The organism is Deinococcus roseus (genome assembly GCF_014646895.1).
GTDB classification, from domain to species: domain Bacteria; phylum Deinococcota; class Deinococci; order Deinococcales; family Deinococcaceae; genus Deinococcus_C; species Deinococcus_C roseus.
Genome location: NZ_BMOD01000002.1, coordinates 44,037 through 62,751, shown reverse-complemented (window position 1 = coordinate 62,751; position 18,715 = coordinate 44,037). Strand labels below are relative to the sequence as shown.

The 18,715-nt window shown below is 55.1% G+C and carries 17 protein-coding genes and 3 tRNA genes; 11 read left to right on the top strand and 9 right to left on the bottom strand.

Annotated elements, in window-relative coordinates; translation table 11 throughout:
- Positions 1 to 74 precede the first annotated feature (74 nt).
- Positions 75 to 473 (bottom strand): hypothetical protein, encoded by a 399-nt coding sequence (locus IEY52_RS03190; RefSeq protein WP_229684622.1) that lies wholly within the window; start codon positions 471 to 473, stop codon positions 75 to 77.
- 326 nt (positions 474 to 799) lie between these two features.
- On the opposite strand from IEY52_RS03190, the gene IEY52_RS26910 reads away from it, so the two are divergent.
- Positions 800 to 934, top strand: coding sequence for a hypothetical protein (locus IEY52_RS26910; RefSeq protein WP_268239704.1), 135 nt, complete (start codon positions 800 to 802; stop codon positions 932 to 934).
- 66 nt (positions 935 to 1,000) lie between these two features.
- On the opposite strand, the gene IEY52_RS03185 is transcribed toward IEY52_RS26910, so the two are convergent.
- Positions 1,001 to 1,075, bottom strand: a tRNA-Ala gene (locus IEY52_RS03185).
- A 436-nt stretch (positions 1,076 to 1,511) separates the two neighbouring features.
- Between IEY52_RS03185 and IEY52_RS03180 the strand changes: the two genes are divergently transcribed.
- Entirely contained in the window at positions 1,512 to 2,933 is a 1,422-nt protein-coding gene (locus tag IEY52_RS03180) for a glycoside hydrolase family 13 protein (RefSeq protein ID WP_188999764.1), read from the top strand.
- 155 nt (positions 2,934 to 3,088) lie between these two features.
- Here the strand turns inward: IEY52_RS03180 and metG are convergent, their stop codons facing one another.
- From metG to IEY52_RS03160, 4 genes are all read right to left on the bottom strand, one after another.
- A complete protein-coding gene (metG, locus tag IEY52_RS03175) occupies positions 3,089 to 5,062 on the bottom strand; it encodes a methionine--tRNA ligase (RefSeq protein ID WP_188999762.1) in 1,974 nt (657 codons plus the stop codon).
- A gap of 337 nt (positions 5,063 to 5,399) precedes the next feature.
- Complete coding sequence (locus IEY52_RS03170; RefSeq protein WP_188999760.1) at positions 5,400 to 6,113, bottom strand: Bax inhibitor-1/YccA family protein; 714 nt, start codon at positions 6,111 to 6,113, stop codon at positions 5,400 to 5,402.
- A 72-nt stretch (positions 6,114 to 6,185) separates the two neighbouring features.
- A complete protein-coding gene (gene sppA / locus IEY52_RS03165) occupies positions 6,186 to 7,811 on the bottom strand; it encodes a signal peptide peptidase SppA (RefSeq protein WP_188999758.1) in 1,626 nt (541 codons plus the stop codon).
- Positions 7,812 to 7,949: 138 nt separating this feature from the next.
- A complete protein-coding gene (locus IEY52_RS03160) occupies positions 7,950 to 8,195 on the bottom strand; it encodes a DUF2171 domain-containing protein (RefSeq protein WP_188999755.1) in 246 nt (81 codons plus the stop codon).
- Positions 8,196 to 8,408: 213 nt separating this feature from the next.
- Here IEY52_RS03160 and IEY52_RS03155 point away from each other — a divergent pair, with 213 nt between their 5' ends.
- The 5 genes from IEY52_RS03155 to IEY52_RS03135 all read left to right on the top strand — a co-directional run bounded on the left by IEY52_RS03155 (position 8,409) and on the right by IEY52_RS03135 (position 14,205).
- Positions 8,409 to 9,557: an acyl-CoA dehydrogenase gene (locus IEY52_RS03155; RefSeq protein WP_188999752.1), complete on the top strand. Its 1,149-nt coding sequence runs from the start codon at positions 8,409 to 8,411 to the stop codon at positions 9,555 to 9,557.
- Positions 9,558 to 9,662: 105 nt separating this feature from the next.
- Positions 9,663 to 10,799 (top strand): acyl-CoA dehydrogenase family protein, encoded by a 1,137-nt coding sequence (locus tag IEY52_RS03150; RefSeq protein ID WP_188999750.1) that lies wholly within the window; start codon positions 9,663 to 9,665, stop codon positions 10,797 to 10,799.
- A 224-nt stretch (positions 10,800 to 11,023) separates the two neighbouring features.
- Positions 11,024 to 11,785, top strand: coding sequence for an electron transfer flavoprotein subunit beta/FixA family protein (locus IEY52_RS03145; RefSeq protein WP_188999748.1), 762 nt, complete (start codon positions 11,024 to 11,026; stop codon positions 11,783 to 11,785).
- Positions 11,782 to 12,732, top strand: a complete 951-nt coding sequence (locus tag IEY52_RS03140; RefSeq protein WP_188999747.1) for an electron transfer flavoprotein subunit alpha/FixB family protein — start codon at positions 11,782 to 11,784, stop codon at positions 12,730 to 12,732. The genes IEY52_RS03145 and IEY52_RS03140 overlap by 4 nt, the downstream gene beginning before the upstream one ends.
- Before the next feature lie 552 nt (positions 12,733 to 13,284).
- A complete protein-coding gene (locus tag IEY52_RS03135) occupies positions 13,285 to 14,205 on the top strand; it encodes a GNAT family N-acetyltransferase (protein WP_188999745.1) in 921 nt (306 codons plus the stop codon).
- An 18-nt stretch (positions 14,206 to 14,223) separates the two neighbouring features.
- On the opposite strand, the gene IEY52_RS03130 is transcribed toward IEY52_RS03135, so the two are convergent.
- Positions 14,224 to 14,715 carry a hypothetical protein gene (locus tag IEY52_RS03130; RefSeq protein ID WP_188999743.1) on the bottom strand — a complete coding sequence of 164 codons (492 nt, stop codon included), beginning with the start codon at positions 14,713 to 14,715 and terminating at the stop codon, positions 14,224 to 14,226.
- A 280-nt stretch (positions 14,716 to 14,995) separates the two neighbouring features.
- Between IEY52_RS03130 and IEY52_RS03125 the strand changes: the two genes are divergently transcribed.
- From IEY52_RS03125 to IEY52_RS03110, 4 genes are all read left to right on the top strand, one after another.
- Positions 14,996 to 15,070: transfer RNA gene (locus tag IEY52_RS03125), tRNA-His, on the top strand.
- Between the two features lie 79 nt (positions 15,071 to 15,149).
- Positions 15,150 to 15,221: transfer RNA gene (locus IEY52_RS03120), tRNA-Ile, on the top strand.
- Positions 15,222 to 15,658: 437 nt separating this feature from the next.
- Positions 15,659 to 17,212, top strand: coding sequence for a slipin family protein (locus IEY52_RS03115; RefSeq protein ID WP_229684621.1), 1,554 nt, complete (start codon positions 15,659 to 15,661; stop codon positions 17,210 to 17,212).
- Positions 17,213 to 17,316: 104 nt separating this feature from the next.
- Positions 17,317 to 17,628 carry a hypothetical protein gene (locus IEY52_RS03110; protein WP_188999741.1) on the top strand — a complete coding sequence of 104 codons (312 nt, stop codon included), beginning with the start codon at positions 17,317 to 17,319 and terminating at the stop codon, positions 17,626 to 17,628.
- Between the two features lie 62 nt (positions 17,629 to 17,690).
- On the opposite strand, the gene IEY52_RS03105 is transcribed toward IEY52_RS03110, so the two are convergent.
- Together IEY52_RS03105 and IEY52_RS03100 are read right to left on the bottom strand one after the other, a co-directional pair.
- Complete coding sequence (locus IEY52_RS03105) at positions 17,691 to 17,993, bottom strand: hypothetical protein (protein WP_188999739.1); 303 nt, start codon at positions 17,991 to 17,993, stop codon at positions 17,691 to 17,693.
- 79 nt (positions 17,994 to 18,072) lie between these two features.
- Positions 18,073 to 18,528, bottom strand: a complete 456-nt coding sequence (locus tag IEY52_RS03100; protein ID WP_188999736.1) for a metallophosphoesterase family protein — start codon at positions 18,526 to 18,528, stop codon at positions 18,073 to 18,075.
- Positions 18,529 to 18,715 lie beyond the last annotated feature (187 nt).

Here is an 18,715-nt window from a genome sequence, read left to right as displayed (position 1 = left end):
AACAACCCCTGCAAATCATCCCTGCAAAAAAGAAACACAGCTTTTCCAGGCTGTGTTTCTTTTGGACTTGAGAGCTATTGGGGGGGCAGGCAATACCCAAGGTGCTCTTCGTGCGGCACAAAATACGCGTGAATGTCGTAGTGCGGGATGGGGTAGCCCTCGTGGCCCTGGGGCTGGAATTCGATGTCCACGTGGTTGATTTTCAGGAACCACTTGGGGGTCTTCAAGGCGTCCACCCAGGACATGCCTTTGGCAAACATCTCCTGTGAGGGCATCAGTTCCACAAAGACCAGCTTGCCATCCTTGACCCCATAAATGGGACCCAGTGGCAAATCCTGAGGTCTGGCCCAGTGTTCGCCCATGGTGGGCACACATTCGGAGATTTTGATGGTGCCCGCAGGCAGACCCAGTTGCATGGCCGTCTGGGCCATTTCTGCCATTTGCTCCTCGGTGGGTGCAGGAGGAGCCGGCATGGAGTGTCCTTCATTGCTTTCCTGTGAGAGAGCCTGAGTGAAACATGCCAGAAGGAGGGTCAACAGCACTTTTTTCATGGGTCTCCTTGACAGGCAATCCCAACATTCCAGCATCCCGAGCAGCAAGACAGAACCGGACATTGGATGGTGTGTAGGGATTTGCCCTAGAAATCATGGTAACCCAATCTACATTCTGGTGGTGTGATGTTTTTGTGCACAAAAAACCCACGCCTGGCGGTCAGGTTGTCTTGGTGTTTTGTTCATGTTCAGGCAATGGGTGTTTTTTCTTCCAGACCCATGACCTGTCCTCCTGCAAACTGCAAAGCATGGAAGACCTTGCCACCTGGATGTGGGTGCTGGGGGCCATTGTGACGCTGATTGTCATGGCCCTGATTGTGTCCAGGACCCGTCCATCCGACAAACCCGATCCGCCCAACCAGTCCCAGTCTCGAGACCGATAAAACCTCAGATGAAACCTCATCTGCAACAAGAAGCCCCGGGGATGTCCCCGGGGCTTCTTGTTCTGTTGGTGGAGGCGAAGGGATTCGAACCCTTGACCCCCTGCTTGCAAGGCAGGTGCTCTCCCTCTGAGCTACGCCCCCAATCAGCGAAGAGAATGTTAGCAAATAAACGCCATTCTGTAAAGCCCTGCCGAGGAGCAGAAAGCAGAAAGCAGAAAGCAGAAGGCAAAAAGACACTCTGGGACGTGCTGTGATCCAGAGGAAGCTTTTGATGGATCTGGAGGATTTGAGGGCTGTTTCTCTTTTCAGAACAGGGGTCGCCAGCTGTCGGTAAATACAGGTCTGGCGGTTTCGGCTGTATAGAGCTTTATAGAGCAGTAAAATTCCTTATCAAGCCTTCTGCTTTCTGCCTTTGACCTTTTGCTTTCTCCATCTTCAGCCTGAATTCAGGTAAATCCTGTCCCAGTCGCCCATCCCGTGGGATATCCGACTGAAATGTTCAAAAACTGTGAGCGCTTTCGGGCGGTTTGTACGTGCTATACGCAAAGTCCCCAAATGGTGTTAGACTGATGATCGCATGAGTAAGTCCGTTCTCACTCCAGACTGGGTCAAAGACGCTGTCTTTTATCAAATCTATCCTGACCGATTCGCGAAATCCTCTCGCGTCCAAAAAGCCAACAACCTGCAGCCCTGGGGAGACACCCCCCATCCCCACAAGTACCAGGGAGGCGACCTGCTCGGGGTTGTTGAGCACCTGGATCACCTGGTGGACCTGGGCGTCACTGCCATCTACTTCTGTCCCATCTTCCAATCTGCAAGCAACCACCGCTACCACACCCACGACTACTACCAGGTGGATCCCATGCTGGGCGGCAACGAAGCCCTGAAAGAACTGCTGGAAGAGGCCCACAAGCGCGGTCTCAAAGTGGTTCTGGATGGTGTGTTCAACCACTCCAGCCGTGGATTCTTCCAGTTCAATGACATCCTGGAAAACGGTCCCAGCAGTGCCTACGTGGACTGGTTCCACATTCATGGCTGGCCCCTGGATCCCTACGGCAGTGGTCCGGCCAACTATGAAGCCTGGTGGGGCATGAAAGCGCTCCCGAAATTCAACACCAATACCCAGGCGGTGCGTGAATTTCTGTGGGATGTTGCAGAGTACTGGGTCAAATTTGGCATCGATGGCTGGCGACTGGACGTCCCCAACGAAATCGATGATGATGCTTTCTGGCGCGAATTCCGCCGCCGCGTGAAAACCGTCAATCCCGAAGCCTACATCGTGGGTGAAATCTGGGGCGACGCCACCCGCTGGCTGCAGGGCGACCAGTTCGATGCTGTGATGAACTACCTGTTCACCCGTCCAGCCATCGGCTTTTTCGGTTCCCGCAGCCTGGATTACGAACAGGTCCGGGGCACCGGCTACGAGCACATCGACACCATGGATGCCCAGGCCTTTGCAGGTCACATGCAGTACATCCTCACCATGTACCCCAAAGAAGTGGTGCTGGCACAGCTCAATCTGCTGGGTTCCCACGACACCCCCCGTTACCGCACCGTCACTGGCGGAGATGAAACCGCTTATCAGATGGCCGTGCTGTTCCAGATGACTTATCCTGGAGCCCCCTGCATCTATTACGGAGATGAAGTGGGTCTGGCAGGCGGCAAGGATCCTCTGTGCCGGGGTTCCTTCCCCTGGGACAAACCCGAATCCTGGAACAGAAAAGCCCTGGATTACACCAAAAAGGTGGTCAAAGCCCGTCTGGAATACAGCGTGCTGCGCAGAGGAGACTTCAAGGTCCTTTACGCCCAGGGAGACGTGCTGGTCTATGAGCGCACCCAGGATGGAGAACGTGCCGTGGTGGTCATCAACGCCAGCACCCGCGAGCATCAGATTCCTGTGGACCTGAACGGCGAATACCTCGAAGTGGTCGGAGATGTCCAGGTGAAACTGTCTGGCGAAATCACGGTGCCTGCACGGACCGGGTACTTGCTGGTTTGACCCTCACCACGACCCTCACCACGACCCTCACCACGACCGTTGCACTCGCTTTCCTCTCCCTCAGGGAGAGGATTTTCTTGCTTTGGCTCTGGCACAAAAAAACCTCTCCCATGCAAATGGGAGAGGGAGCGCAGCGAAGCTAGCAGGGTGAGGGCTTAACGCACCTGGGTTCCAGAGGGCATGTCAAGCGAGGTGCCCAGCAGATCCAGTTCGCCTTTGTCGTTCTCTGCGGCCAGAATCATTCCCTGGGACACGATGCCGCGCAGTTTGGCGGGCTTCAGGTTGGCGACCAGCACCACCTTGCGGCCAATGAGTTGCTCGGGAGAGAACCATTTGCGAATGCCTGAGACCACCGTGCGGGTTTCATTGCCCAGTTTGATGGTGAGTTTCAGCAGTTTGTCTGCCTTCTCGATGGTTTCTGCATGCAGCACTTCCACGATGCGCAAATCCACCTTTGCAAAATCATCAATGCTGATTTCGGGCAGGGTCTCGAATTGTTCTTCAACAGGGGCTTCGGTTTTTTGGGCCTCAACCTTTGGTGCTTCAACGCTGGGTGCTGCGGCTTTGGGGGATTCCTGCGCGGCCTGCTCTTTTTCTTTCAGACGCTGCTCCAGTTTGGGGAAAAGCACCTCGCCACCCACCAGCAGGGTTCCGGCAGGGTACAGGCCCCAGGCCCCTTCCAGTTTGTACTGGTTGTCGGGCAGGCCAATCTGGGCCCGCAGGGCTTTCATTTTTTCGGGCATCACAGGTTCCAGCAGCACACTGGAAACCCTCAGGCCTTCCACGATGGTGTACAGCACGGTGTCCAGACGGTCATTCTGCTGGTCTTTGAACAGCACCCAGGGTTTCTGCTCTGCAATGTAACGGTTGAGGTCTTGCACGAACTCCATGCTGGCTTCCAGGGCCTTCTGGATTTTCAGCTCACGGACCAGAGCCAGAATTTCAGCAGGAAGCGCAGTGGCGCGGGCAGCAATGCCTTTTTCACGCTCAGTGATGGAAGCGGGCTGGACTTGCGGCACCACGCCATCCCGGTACTTCTGCACCATCCCAATGGAACGGGACAGCAGGTTTCCGAGGTCGTTGGCCAGATCGGAATTCATGCGGGATTCGATGATGTCATTCGAGATGATCCCATCCACCCCGAAAGAAATTTCTCTGAGAAGGGCGTAACGCAGGGTTTCGCGGCCAAATTTGTCTGCGGCTTCCAGGGGGTCCACACCGTTGCCCAGCGATTTGCTCATTTTGCGACCATCGGCCCCAAGCAGGTAACCCGAGACATTCAGGCGCTGGTAGATGGACACGCCCATGCTTCTGAGCATGGTGGGCCAGAACACGGCGTGGGGTTTCAGGATGTCCTTGCCGATCACGTGCCAGGCCACGGGCCAGTATTTCTGGTATTTGTCCCCCTCTGCGTACCCCAGAGCAGACATGTAATTGATCAGGGCATCGAACCACACGTAAGTCACGTGGTCGGTGTCCCAGGGCAGCTCGATCCCCCAGGGCACACGGGACTTCGGACGGGAGATGGACAGGTCCCCGATGGGTTCGCGCAGCATGCCCAGCACCTCGTTGCGGTACCCGGCAGGCTGAATGAAATCGGGGTTCTCCTCGATGTGACGGATCAGCCACTCGCGGTATTTCTCCATGCGGAAGAAGTAGTTGGCTTCCCGGCGCAGTTCGGGTGGACCGGGGTCCTCGGGAAGTTTGCCATCCACCAGCTCCTTCTCGGTGACAAAGCGCTCCTGACCCACCGAGTACAGCCCCTCGTATTCGGCGTAGTAGATGTCTCCAGAGTCATAGACGGCCTGCAGGATCTGCTGCACCACTTTCTTGTGGCGGGCTTCGGTGGTGCGGATGAAGTCATCGGGTTGAGCGCCCAGGATGCTCCACGCTTCCCGGAACTTGCTGGACACCATGTCGGTGAAGGTCTGGGGATCCAGGCCTCTGGCTTTGGCAGCCTTGGAGACTTTTTCCCCGTGCTCATCGGTCCCGGTCAGGAAGTAGGCATCCCATCCGGCCAGACGGTGGTAACGGGCCAGCGTGTCTGCCACGGTGGTGGCGTAGGCGTGCCCCATGTGCGGCTCCCCGTTCACGTAGTAAATGGGGGTCGTGACGTAGAATTTGTCCATTCTTTCTCCTTCGCAAAAAAAAGCGGGCGCACAAGCGCCCCCAAGCCCATTAGAACGGTGTGTCTACGGGTTCAGGGGAGGGTGTGGCATTCGCCATGAGATCATGATGGTGATTATAACTGCTGTGGGGGTCCGGGTAAACCATGGGCTATACCGCTTATTTTGCCGAGAGCCGAGGGCCGAGAGCAAATTGAGCCACAGCACAAGCAAGATGACTGCATCCAGAAATGGAGTTCTCAACGTAAACTTTTGAAGTTGGCCCTCGGCTCTCGGCCCTCGGCAGCTTTCAGCAACAAAAAAGGACGGGCAAACACCCGTCCACCATTTGGCCTTTTGCTCAGTTGTTGCTGCGCCCGCCACCAAACAGCCTCAGCAGGAACAGGAAGATGTTGATGAAGTCCAGGTACAAATTCAGGGCTCCAAAGACAGCCATTTTTTCGCCCATTTCAGACTGGGTGAAACCATCGCCACCAGACAGGGCCATTTCTTTGAGTTTCTGCATGTCGTAGGCGGTGATGGCGCAGAACAGGATCACACCGACCACGCTGATGACCATGCTGAGGGCGCTTCCGCCAATCCAGATGTTCACGATGCTGGCGATGACCAGGCCAATTACACCCATGAAGAAAATGGTGCCAAAGCGGCTCAGGTCCATTTTGGTGGTGTAACCCACCACGGCCATGGTTCCGAAGAGGCCTGCGGTGGTGATGAATGCTGAGACCACCGGGCTGGGACCACTGCCCCCCATCACGTGGTAGGCCAGCAGGATGCCGGAGAGGGTCAGACCGTTCAGCACAGCGTAAATGCTAAACATGATGCCTGCGGTGGCTGCACTGATGCGGTTGATCAGGAAGCCCAGTCCGAAGACCATGCCGAGTTCCAGCAGCACCAGCATGAAGTAGTTGCTGCGCACGAAAGAAAACAGACCTTCGTTGGTGACGGCGAACCAGGCGGCGATGGCGGTCATCACCATGCCTGCGGTCATCCAGGAAAAGGTCCGGCCCAGGAAGCTCCTGAGCGTGACGCTCTGGGTTTGGGTGAGTGAGTGCATAAATCCTCCTTTTGGTGTGTTCCCTTTTTCCAGTATAGCGGCACTGGATGGGAATTTTATGGTTTCTCAGGTTCAGAAGTGGTAGCGTTCGTAGGCCACCATCCAGGTGCGTTCCCTCAGCAGGGGCATGATGGCAGCCAGCACGCTTTCGCTGTCTTTCATGTCCGGGAGCACCATCTGTCTGGGGGTTTCCAGCAGGTAGGCAGGGGCATTTTCAGGCAGGCGGGCCAGTTTGCGGGCTTCCCGGATGCCGTCTTCCAGGGTGCCCAGTTCATCAATAAGGCCCTGATCCAGCGCATCTTTGCCACTCCAGACCCGGCCACGGCCCAGTTCATTGACCCGTTCTCTGGACAGGTTGCGCCCTTCTGCAACACGGGAGGTGAACAGGTCATAGAAGTCTTCTGCACCTTTTTGCAGGAAGGCCCGTTCGTCTTCCGTGAGGGGGTGAGCACTGTCGAAACTGTCTGCCAGACGGCCCATTTTGATGCTTTCAGGATTGAGGCCGTATTTGGCATTGAAGCCCTGCAGGTTGGGTTTGCCCGAAATCACCCCGATGGACCCGGTGATGGTGGTGGGTGCTGCAATCACATGGTTGGCGTGGGTCAGCACGTAGTACCCCCCGGAGGCGGCCACATTGCCCATCACGGCCACCACGGGTTTTTTGGCCCGGATGCGTTCCACTTCATGGCTGATCAGGTCGCTGGCGAGGGCTGAACCTCCACCGGAATTCACGAACAGCACAATGGCCCTGGTGTCCTCGTCTTTTTCGGCGGTGCGCAGGGCACGGATGAGGCTTTCGCTTCCGGCCATTTGTTCGCCAAAAATGGGCAGTGGGATGGGAATGTGCCTGGAATGTCCGGGTACGATCATCCCTTCCAGGGAGACCACAGCCACCTTGCCGCCCTGGTCGGGAAGCAGGGGCAATTTCAGAAATCGGGATGCATGCTGGAAAGGCTGGTGTTTTTTGCTGTACAGCACATCTTCGTAGGCGATGCGGTCAACCAGACCGTACTGTCTGGCCTGTTCTGCATTGGTGATGCCTGCATCGATGGCCTCCCGCACCTGGCTTTCGGTGAGGTTGCGGCTCTGGGCCACCGATTTCACGAATTCTTCCATGAAACGGGACACCAGCAGGGTGCGCTGTTCCCGCTCGTATTCGTCCATGTGGTCATCGGTAAAACGGGTGTAGGCGGTCTTGTATTCCTTGATCCGCACCACTTCCATCTCGATGCCCAGTTTCTGCAGGGCGTCTTTGATGTAGGTCACCGTAGAGTGGAAGCCCAGCAGGTAAAACTCTGCACTGGGAGGAACCACGATTTCCGTTCCAGCAGAAGCCAGATAGTAATCCATCATGTGCACACTGTTGATCACCGAGTACACGGGTTTCTTGCTGGCCAGTTCTGCAATGGCTTCACGCAGGGCGTAAGCGGTGGCAAATCCAGCCTGCACTCCTCCAAAACGCAGGACCACACCACGCAGCCAGTCTGCATCTTCCAGCAGTTTGAGTTTGCGGCGGAAGATGGACACCCCCTGGGGTTCCTTGCGGGTGATGATGTTCAGAGGGCTTTTCTCGGGGAATTCGGGAAACTCGCCCTGGATGTCCAGAATGACCCAGCCGGGTTTTTCGCCCAGGTCGGCAATTTGATGCTGAACCCCGGCCACCAGATTGTAGATTTTGTTCTGAATTTCGCTCTTCATTTCTAACCAGTATTACGCAGTTTGGTGAGCAGAAGTTGCAGCAAAGACAACAAAAAGAGCACACCAAATATCCAAAAAAGACCACAAAAAAGGCGAGATGAACTCGCCTCTGGATGGGCCAGAAATTCAGTGCTGAACTCAGTGCTGGTGCTCGGGGTGGGGGTCCCGGTTCAGCCATTGCTGATGGACCTCCTCGTGGCTCCATTTCAGGTGGACATGTTCATCCACATGATCCACCGCGGAGAGGGGAATCCAGTGGTGCTGGCCATTTTCGTCTTTGGCCACTTTGATGTATTCGCGGTCCAGGTGGTCCACCACACCGTGGTCGTTGTTGTCTGCGCAGCGGATGGGCATGTGGGGTTTGATCTGTTCACTGGTGCTCATGTTGACTCCTTGAGGTTTAAATGGATTTCTTGCTTATTCAGGTTAATCCCCAGGACTTAGGTTTCCCTGACCCTCAGGTGAACAGGGGTTTAGGTTCACTTTAAGATCTTCTTGTCGGAAAGACACAATCTGGTGGTATCCGGAAATGGGTGAAACCGGTCAATTCATGACAAAAATCCATATCATCGTGATAAAAACGTCATACAATAAAGCATGCACTTTCAACTCAGTGATGACAGCCAGTTGATCCTCTCCCATGTGCGGGAATTTGCCCGCCAGGAGATTGCACCGCTGGCTGCACAATACGACCGCTCAGGAGAATATCCCTGGGAACAACTGCGCAAACTGGCCGACATGGGCCTGCTGGGAGCAACCATCCCCGAAGACTATGGTGGGGCCGGATTGGACTCGGTCACTTACGCCCTGTGTCTGGAAGAAATTTCTGCTGCAGATGCCAGCGTTGCTGTGATCATGAGCGTGCAAAATGGCCTGCCAGAACAGATGATTCTGAAGTTTGGCACGTTGGAACAGAAAAAGCGGTTTCTCACCCCTCTGGCCCTGGGTCAGAAAATCGGGGCGTTCTGCCTGACCGAGCCCAATGCTGGATCGGATGCTGCAAGCCTCAGACTGCAGGCCCAGCAGGACGGAGACCACTGGATCCTGAATGGTCAGAAAGCCTGGATCACTTCTGGTGGGCAGGCCGACACCTACATGGTGATGGCCCGCACCTCTGGCAGTGGGGCCAAAGGGGTCACCTGTTTTGTGGTGGAAAAAGGCACCTCTGGATTGTCTTTTGGCAGGCCTGAAGAAAAAATGGGTTTGCACGCAGCCCACACCACCACCGTTCAATTTGAAGATGTGCGGATTCCTGACGACCAGAGGATCGGGGAGGAGGGGCAAGGCCTGATCATCGCCCTGAACAGCCTGGATTCGGGGCGCATCGGAATTGCCATGCAGTCCATTGGAATTGCCCGTGCTGCACTGGACGCTGCAGCCAAATATGCCCTCACCCGCGAGCAGTTTGGCAAGAAGATCTCGGAATTTGAGGGGGTCTCCTTCAAGATTGCAGAGATGGCCGCCCGCATTGAAGCTGCCCGTCTGGTGGCCTTGAAAGCAGCATGGCTGAGGGACCAGGGCAAGAAGCACACCAAAGAAGCCTCCATGGCCAAATTTCTGGCTTCTGACGCTGCAGTGTATGTGACCCGTGAAGCCGTGCAGATTTTTGGGGGCAACGGGTACAGCAGAGAATACCCAGTGGAGCGGTATTATCGGGATGCCAAGATCACCGAAATTTACGAGGGGACCAACGAGATTCAGAAACTGGTGATCTCCCGGCAGGTGTTTGGGGAACACCGGGATTGACCCTCACCTCGCTGCGCTTTCCTCTCCTTCAGGGAGAGGGGGTTATAGACTCGGTTCAAAAATTTCGCTAAACTTAGACCAAGTACAAAACGGAGGGTTTTGAGCATGGATTTCACCCTGAGTGCCGAACAGAAACAATTGCAGGCCATGGCGAGGGATTTCACCCGCAACGAGATCATCCCCATTGCTGCAGAATACGACCAGAAAGAAGAGCTCCCCTGGGAGATTGTGGAAAAAGCCCATGAGCTGGGCCTGCTCAATGTGGGCATTCCCGAGCATGCCGGAGGTCTGGGCCTCTCCATGCTGGATGAAGTGATCATCGGGGAAGAACTGGCGTATGGCTGCATGGGGATTTACACGATCCTCATGGCAAGTGAACTGGGCATCACCCCCATCTTGCTGGGTGGGACGGAAGAGCAGCAACAGCGCTTTTTGTCCCCTCTGCTGGAAAAGCCCTCTCTGGCCGCTTTTGCCCTTTCTGAGCCCAACAACGGCAGTGATGCTGCTGCCATGAACACCACCGCTGTGCTGGACGGCGATGAGTGGGTCATCAATGGAACCAAGATGTGGATTTCCAACGGTGGGTTGGCAGAGATCACGGTGGTGTTCGCAACTGTGGACAAAAGCGCAGGACACCGGGGAACCGTTGCGATTGTGGTGCCCAGAGATGCCCCGGGCCAGAGCTACCACAAGATCAAGCACAAGATGGGACAGCGGGCCAGCCTGACCAGCGAACTGGTGTTTCAGGATGTGCGGGTGCCAAAAGACCACATGCTGGGTGGTCCCGGAGACGGTTTCAAAATCGCCATGAAGACGCTGGACAAGACCCGCATTCCGGTGGCTGCCGGATCGGTGGGGATTGCGCGCCGTGCCCTGGAAGAGAGCATCAAATATGCCCGTGAACGCAAAGCGTTTGGCAAGCCCATTGCTGAACTGCAGGCCATCCAGTTCAAGCTGGCAGAAATGGCCATGGGCATTGAAACCGGACGCCTGATGACCCACAAGGCCGCATGGCTGGCAGACCAGGGGCAACCCCACGGCACGGAGAGCGCCATTGCCAAGGCTTACTGCTCTGAAATGGCTTTTGATGCGGCCAATGAAGCCATTCAGGTGCACGGGGGTTACGGCTACGTTGGAGAATATCCCGTGGAGAAGCTGCTGCGCGATGTCAAACTCAACCAGATTTACGAGGGCACCAACGAAATTCAGCGGGTGGTGATTGCCCGCAATTTGCTGCGTTGAAGGCAGCAGAAGGCAGCAGAAGGCAGCAGAAGGCAGCAGGCACATCAAGCTCAAGCCAGAGCTGTTTTCAGCCTTGGCCTTTTGCTTTCAGCAGGCTGCCCTGTGGAAGTTATAATGCTCCCATCCACCTTCAAGCCTGCTGCAGCAGACTGTGCCCCATGCGATTGATTTTCTGATCAAAGCCCTCTAAAATTATACCGAGTACAAAAACAGGAGTGTCAAAGATGAACATCCTTTGTGTGATCCGCCAGGTGCCCGACGGCGAAGCCAAACTTCGCATCAACAATTCCAAAGTGGACCTCGATGGGGTCACCGTCATCATGGACGGCATGGACGAATACGGGGTAGAGCAGGCCCTGCGCCTGCGTGAAGCCGGAGCCAGTGTAGAGCAGATCATTGTGCTGGCCGTGGGTCCAGCCCGCAACGAAGATGCCATTCGCACTGCACTTGCCATGGGTGCAGACCGTGCCATCCATGTGGAGACCGGGGAATACCTGGATCCCATCTCGCTCAGCAAAATTGTGGCCCAGGTGGCCCAGGAAGAAAACGCCAGCCTGATTTTCAGTGGTGGTCAGCAATCCGACTGGGATTCTCAGGCGCTGGGTGCAGCCACCGCAGAGCGCCTGTCCTGGCCCCAGGTGACCTGGACCAACGCCCTGGAACTCTCTGGCGAAACCCTCAAGGGCAAACACGACATCGACGAGGGCGCAGAGACCTTTGAAGTGGAATTGCCTGCCGTGATCACCACCCAGCAGGGTCTCAACGATCCCCGTTACCCCACTTTGCCCAACATCATGAAGGCCAAGAAAAAAGAGCTGCGCAAAGACACCCTGGAGAAGTACGGGGTGCAGGCCAGACTGAGGCACGTGTCCAGCACCATTCAGGTCAGGGAACGTGCAGGCAAACTCATCGATGGCAAAGACCCCCAGGCTGCAGCAGCCCAGTTGCTGGAACTGCTGCGCAATGAAGCGAAGGTGATTTCATGATCCTGCTGGTTGCAGACCACAACAACGGCAAACCCACCAAGGCAGCCCTGGAACTGGTGCAGGCTGCCCGTGATCTGGGGCGTGAAGGTCCCATCACGGCCCTGGTTCTGGGTCAGAACCTCGCACCTGTGGCCAATGAACTTGCGAAATACGTTGAGCAGGTGCTGGTGGCAGATTTGCCCCAGCTTGCCAGCTACAACCCTGAACTGTGGGCTGCAGCGGTCACCCAGATTGCCCAGGAAGGGGAGGCCCACACGGTTTTGATTTCTGCCAGCCGTTCTGGCCGCGAGTACAGCGCCCGTGTGGCGGTCAAACTGGATGCCCCTCTGCTGGAAGATGTGATCAGGGTGCAGGACCAGGGAGGCGCTCTGCAGGGCACCAAGTATGCTTATCTGGCCCGGGTCACCGAAATCTACGAATCCAGCGCTCCCCTCACCGTGGTCAGTGTGAAACCCGGGGCCTACAACCCTGCTCAGCCTGAATCTACAGCAGGAGAGCAGTACGATGTGGAACTGGAATTGCCCACCAGCCGCACCCGCTCCACAGGCAAGGTCATCGAAAAAACCACCCGTGTCCCCCTCACCGAAGCCGACATTGTGATCACCGGAGGCCGGGGTCTGGGAAGCCCTGAAAAATTCAGCAGCCTGATTGAAGGTCTGGCAGACAACCTGGGTGCAGGGGTGGGAGCCACCCGTGCAGTGGTGGATGCTGGCTGGCGGCCTTACGGGGAACAGGTCGGTCAGACCGGGAAAACCGTGGCCCCCAAAGCCTACATTGCCATCGGGGTGAGTGGAGCGGTGCAGCACCTCTCCGGAATGGGCAAGAGCAAGTACATTGTGGCGGTCAACAAAGATCCCGAAGCCCCCATCTTCAAGAACGCCGATTACGGCATTGTGGGGGATTTGCATCAGGTGATTCCTGCCCTGATTGATGCCACCCAGAAGTAATTCCAATCCAGAACAAAAAGAACCGGCCTCCATCTGGTAGGCCGGTTCAAATATGGAAAACTGCAAATCGATACGTGAAAATGTTTTTTGCATGGCTTGCAGCGCCAGAAAAGGCCCCGGAGGCAGCCGATGGCCGGGTTGCAGGCACTGCCAGTTTGACCCCAGGGAGTGTGTGTTACTGCTTTCAGCAGAAGTGAGTTTAACTCACTTCTGCTTGAGCAAAGCGAATGGAAAGGTCAGGACACGAAAGCGAGGTTTAAACAACATCTGCTCAGGTCAGTAAAGTCAGTGAAGGAGATTCCAGAGGGCAACCAGCCTCTGGAAACATCAGCAAGTGGCCCTGCTGATGAGATGATTGTGGCACATCTTTTTATGTTTTGCTGTGAAATATATAAGGAATTGGAGATGATATATCATGTAAAAAATTCTTTATGATTTGATTGTAAAAATAATTTTACATTGGCTTTTGTTTATCAAAAGGGCTTAAAATTTGATCTTGCAGAATCCATTATGGAATGGGACCACCAGGCCTGTAAAAAGAGGAGAAAACACATGCAGAATCTGATTGAACTGAAACTTGAGCAGCTGTCCCCCCTCATCAAAAACTGGTATTCACCCGAGAAACTCAGAAGCAATGTCACAGAAGCACTGGAAGAAGAATTTCAGCGTCTGGATGATCAGGACTTTGCACAGGGCTATTTCGAGCATTGCCAGATTGCAGGCACCACGCCACAGGATTACCTCAACCATCTGGATGGGGAGACCCTGACGGGAATTCGCTTCTGGAACCGGGACCTGGACAGGCCATTTGTGGATGCAGTGCTGGTGCCTGAACTGCCGAACCAGCCAGCCGGCTACTTGCAACTGGCCCGTGGAATTGCTGCCCATCATGCCATTTTTCAGCCCAGACATGTGCGGTTTTTTGTGCCTTCACACCTTGATCTGGGACCCCTTCCAGAAGGTTTCCTGTGGGAGAAACGCTATCTGGCTTTGCCTTTTCGGGAAGCCCGCTCACATCCCAGACCCCAGCGTTTCGAGGATGTGACTTTGCATGTGCCAGAAAACCTGGATTTCCATGAGGATTACCTGCAGATGTATCGGGACATTGCAGTTTTGCGCCCAGAACACCCCGAATATGCCACTCCAGAAACCCGGGAAGACTTTGAGGAGATGCGGCAAGCAGGCACCCTGTTTCAGGTGTTCCATCAGGACCAGTGGATTGGCGTGATGGCAGGCAGCCCGGCGGCAGAGCAGGGTCTCAGTGGTTACGTGGTGATGGAAATGCTGATCCGCCCAGAGTTTCAGGGCAAAGGTCTGGGGGAAGCCGCCCAGAGGCACCTGCTGGAACGCCTGCCTGCCCAGCCAGACGATGTGCTGTTCGGAACCATTGATGCCCGCAACACTTCAGCGATTCGGGCGGCTCTGAAGAACCACAGGCAGGATGTGGGTGGGTATTTGTGGGTTAAGGTCTGATCTTCACCCGATCCTGATTCATCTTTTGAAGGTGTAGGTCCCTTTGATCCACATGCGTCTGGGCTGGCTTCCAATCCAGACCTGGGCTTCCAGTTGGGTCAGCAAGGTGTAGGTTCCTTTTGGAAACAACTTCAGGGGAAGGCTGACTCCAGTTGCTCCTTTGAACTGTTCTCCTGGTTGAAGGCTTTCGGTGTACAGGGTTGCAGGACAGGCATGAAGGGCAGAGGATGCATTTGCTTTTTGATTCTTTTGTGCAGAATAAGGATCCTGTAGAATGATTTTGCCTTTTTCATTCATGGCCTGATAAGCAAAAGCACACCCTCCATAATGGACAGACACACCTCTGAAAAACATGTTTTTGATGGTCACCTCAATCAACAGGTTGTTTTTTTGAATGTGTGGCCTGGAAAATGTTGTTTTGAAAACCTCAGCTGCACTGGATTTCTGGTTCTGGGCGAGTGCAACAGGTGTAAAAAGCAGGGCCAGCATGACCATGTGGTTGTGATTCATCAATTTCTCCTGGGCAAATGTGAAATGTTTGGGGATGCAAACCTGAAAAAAGCATACCTGTTGTCTGGGTGCCTGTAAAAGGGGTTTTGAATTGTTGTTAAGCCTTAACACCTACCAGATGTTAAGCTGTTTCTGGCTTTCTGGTAGGCTTTTTCTTTCATGTGAAGTGTGCTCTGGTTCTGCTACTTTAGAGCACGGAAAGACAGTGTAGCGGCCAGGGTTCACAACCCCTGCTGGCGCATGCAGCTTTGCTGAAAATGCGTACCATCCTGAATTTCCAGAGGTGTTGGCTCAGTCTGGTAGAGCGGATGAAATGTTCATCAGGTCGGAGGTTCAAATCCTTCACACTTCACCAGGATGCGCCTGGCGGTCAGGCAACGAACTTGGGGTTCGTCGGGTTTTCCCACAGTAGGTTCGACTCCTACATCCCAACCTTGGTTTTAGCTCAGAGGTAGAGCAGCTGACTGATCCTCAGCGGGTCGCAGGTTCGACTCCTGCACACCAATCCCACGACTCAAAATCGTGACCTCCTTTTTGGACCGGGTTTCTGAAGGGGGCAGGCCACCGCGCTTGTTGGTTGTCCAGAAGGCCACCTCTGCCCACGGGCAACAGGTTGAATTCTGAGCATACAGGAAGCAGAAGGTCCAGTTTCTGAAGGGGATTTCCCCAGAAGAGAACAGACCTTTGAGGTGGACACCCACACCATCGGGCCTTTTCTCCGCCACGTCCAGGCAGGTTTTCCGGGCTGTTTTGCGGGCTGTTTTGAAAACCGCCGCAACGTGTGCGCAGGTCAGGCTTCATGCCTGAGGGTGTTGTGCCCCCTGCAGAAGTCCATTTTTTTGAGAAGTACAAAACGAGAAGCAAAAACAACGCGTCAAAACAAGCCATGCATTCCAGCCAGATTCTGCACCCGTCTGGCTGTTCGGAAGGAGGTGCGCAGAGCATGAAGACCATGACCAGATCCCTGTTCCAGACCAAGGTGAGTGTGAAGCCCTTTGAGAGGGTTTTGCTGTACCACAAAGACCGACTGGTTCGCATCCTCAAAGGGGGAGAGCACACCTTCTGGGGAAGCCAGTACAGCATCGAGACCTTCAATATCAACCAGCCCCTTTTCAAGCACGCTTTGCAGGATTACCTGATCTCAGAGCGCACCGATCTGGTCCGTGAGTTCTTCGAGGTGGTTTCCACCTCCGAGCAGCAGGTCGCTGTGGTGCGTCGCAACCAGGATTTGCTGGATGTGGTGCTGCCCCGTGCTGTGCAACTGTACTGGAAGGGATTCACCCCTCTGGACATCGAACTGCTGGATGTGAAGGGCGGGGTGAAGCTGCCTGCAGACCACATCCTGCTGACCCAGAAGTACAACAGCGTGCTGACCCGTGTTTTTACCGATGTGAACACCGGAGACCGCCAGTTCGCACTGGTGGAACGCGCTGGAAGGCTTGCAGACCTGGTGCTGCCCGGAGAGCGCAGGCTGTACCTGCATGAGGCCCTGAAGACCACCGTGACCTATCAGGCCCTGCGCCAGAGCCTGGACCAGAACACCCAGGATGTGGTCAGAACCTCCCATGCAGACTGGCTGGACCTCTTTGACCGTTACCAGCTTTCGGACACCCAGATTGGCGTGGTGCGCCACAACAACAAGGTGATCGATGTGCGGGGATCGGGTCAGCCTCTGATGTACCTGAAGGTGGCACGGGTCGAGGTGGAAATTCTGGACACCCAGACCGCCTTTGAGCTGACGGCCCAGCAGTACGATGCCCTGAAAACGGCAGATGTAGGGGTTCGCACCTACGCCATTGATGAAATCGAGGTGCCCGAGTACCACCTGGGCATGCTGTTCATCGATGGAACCCTGAACCGCATCCTGAAGGCCGGGAAGTACGCTTTCTGGAAGTTTGGACGCACGTATCGCCTGAAGCTCTCCGACCAGCGTTTGCAGACCCTGGAGGTCTCCGGGCAGGAAATCCTGACACGGGACAAGGTGGCCCTGCGCCTCAACCTGATGGCCGGGTACCGGGTCACAGATGTGCTTCTTGCCACCTCCAGATTCTCGGACATCGAGCAGTACCTGTACCGGGAACTGCAACTGGGCCTGAGGGCTGCGGTGGGAACCCGCTCTCTGGACGAACTGCTGGAAGACAAGGGTGTGCTGGATGCTGTGGTCACCCAGCACATCAGAAGCAAGACCCAGGGACTGGGCCTGGAGATGGAATCGGTGGGGGTCAAGGACATCATCCTGCCCGGAGAGATGAAGGCCATCCTGTCGCAGGTGGTGCAGGCCGAGAAATCTGCCCAGGCCAACGTGATCCGCAGACGGGAGGAAACGGCAGCCACCCGCAGCCTGCTCAACACTGCAAAGGTCATGGAAGACAACCCTGTGGCTTTGCGTCTGAAGGAACTTGAAACCCTGGAACGTGTCACCGAGAAGATCGACAACATCAGCGTGTATGGCGGGCTGGAGGGGGTGCTGACCGACCTGATCCGCATCAAGAAGTGAAACAACAGAAACCTGCAGGGGTGAAAGAAGCATCCCCCTGCGGGTTTTTATTTTGGCAATGTGAAGCACATTTACCCCAATAGTTATGTTATAAACTAAATTCTATGGAAAATTACGAGAATCGTGCCGTCTGGATGACCCGACTGGATCCGGCTTTCGAGGACATGGTGGTTTTCTTCGAGTTCCACGGGGTTGAACTGCGCTGGCTGGACGAGGTGGAAGAAGTCAGAGAGGTGGGAGAAGAAAGCCCCACCTTCGTGAACGGCTTCTGCGCCTTCCATCAGGGCAAGTTGCTGGCCGCCTGCCAGGAAGGAGACTTCAAAAACCGCATCCATGAAACCCTCAAAGAAGTGGCCCTCAGGTTCACCGAGATGGGCTACCGGGTGCCAGGTTTCCGGTTTGGACTGGCAGGGTAAACCACAAAAATTCAGGCCCAGAGCAACCTCTGGGCCTTTTGCATGTCCCTCAAGCTTCAGACTCAAGCTTCAGCATGAACGGCTGGAATCTCCAGCACTGTCGCATTGCTGGTCAGGCCTTCCTGCAAGGCATACCTGAGGTGCTGGTCCAGGGCTTCGAGGGCGGCCAGACGGTCACTCTGCAACACAAAAGCCCTGGAAAACCTCAAAACCACCCCTCTGACCTCTCCAGAAACACTTTCCTGCACGGTGAGGTCCAGGTGATCATCTGTAAGCTGGGTGGTCACCTCATAATTGCTGTCGTTTTGAATGATGTGCCGGATTTCTCCAGCCAGAAAATCTGCGGTGTTCTGATCGAATTCCATAGGGGCAGTTTAAAAAACTTTGCCTGGCCATTCTGTGGAAAATGCTGAAAACAGCAGCATATCTGTCAGAACATGCAGGTCAGAAGACCACAAATTTGTGCTGGATTTTCTTGCCTTCAATGGTCAGCCAGGCCATGCTGATGGGCAAATTGAAGCGCTTGGGTCCCACAGAACCCGGATTCAGGAACAGCACCCCACCCTCTTTTTCGGCAATGGGGATGTGGGTGTGGCCGGAGATGACCACATCGAAACCCGCATCTGCAGGCTTCAAATCCAGTTCTTCCAGGTTGTGCAGCATGTAAATCCACACCTCACCCAGTTTGATGGCATGGGTTCTGGGCAGGTGCTTGTAAAACCAGGCATCCCGGTCCACATTGCCCCGCACCGCATACATGGGGGCCAGCCCTGAGAGTTCTTCGTGAATTTCGATTTTGCCCACATCTCCTGCATGCAAAATGAAGTCGGCGTTTTCCAGCTGGGCTTTGACCTCGGGTCTGAGGAGGCCATGGGTGTCAGAAAGAATGGCAATACGCATAGTCAGATCGGTTCAGACCCCAGTCTACTGCAATCTGCATCATGTAAAGTAAAGTTGCACAGTAAAATGGGTTCAAAAGCACCCAGAAACACCCGCTGAACCTGTTCACTTGCAAGAGTTTCAGCCAGGAGTTCCAGCCAAGAGTTTCAGCAATGCCGTGAAATCGACGTGGAGGTTTGAGGACATC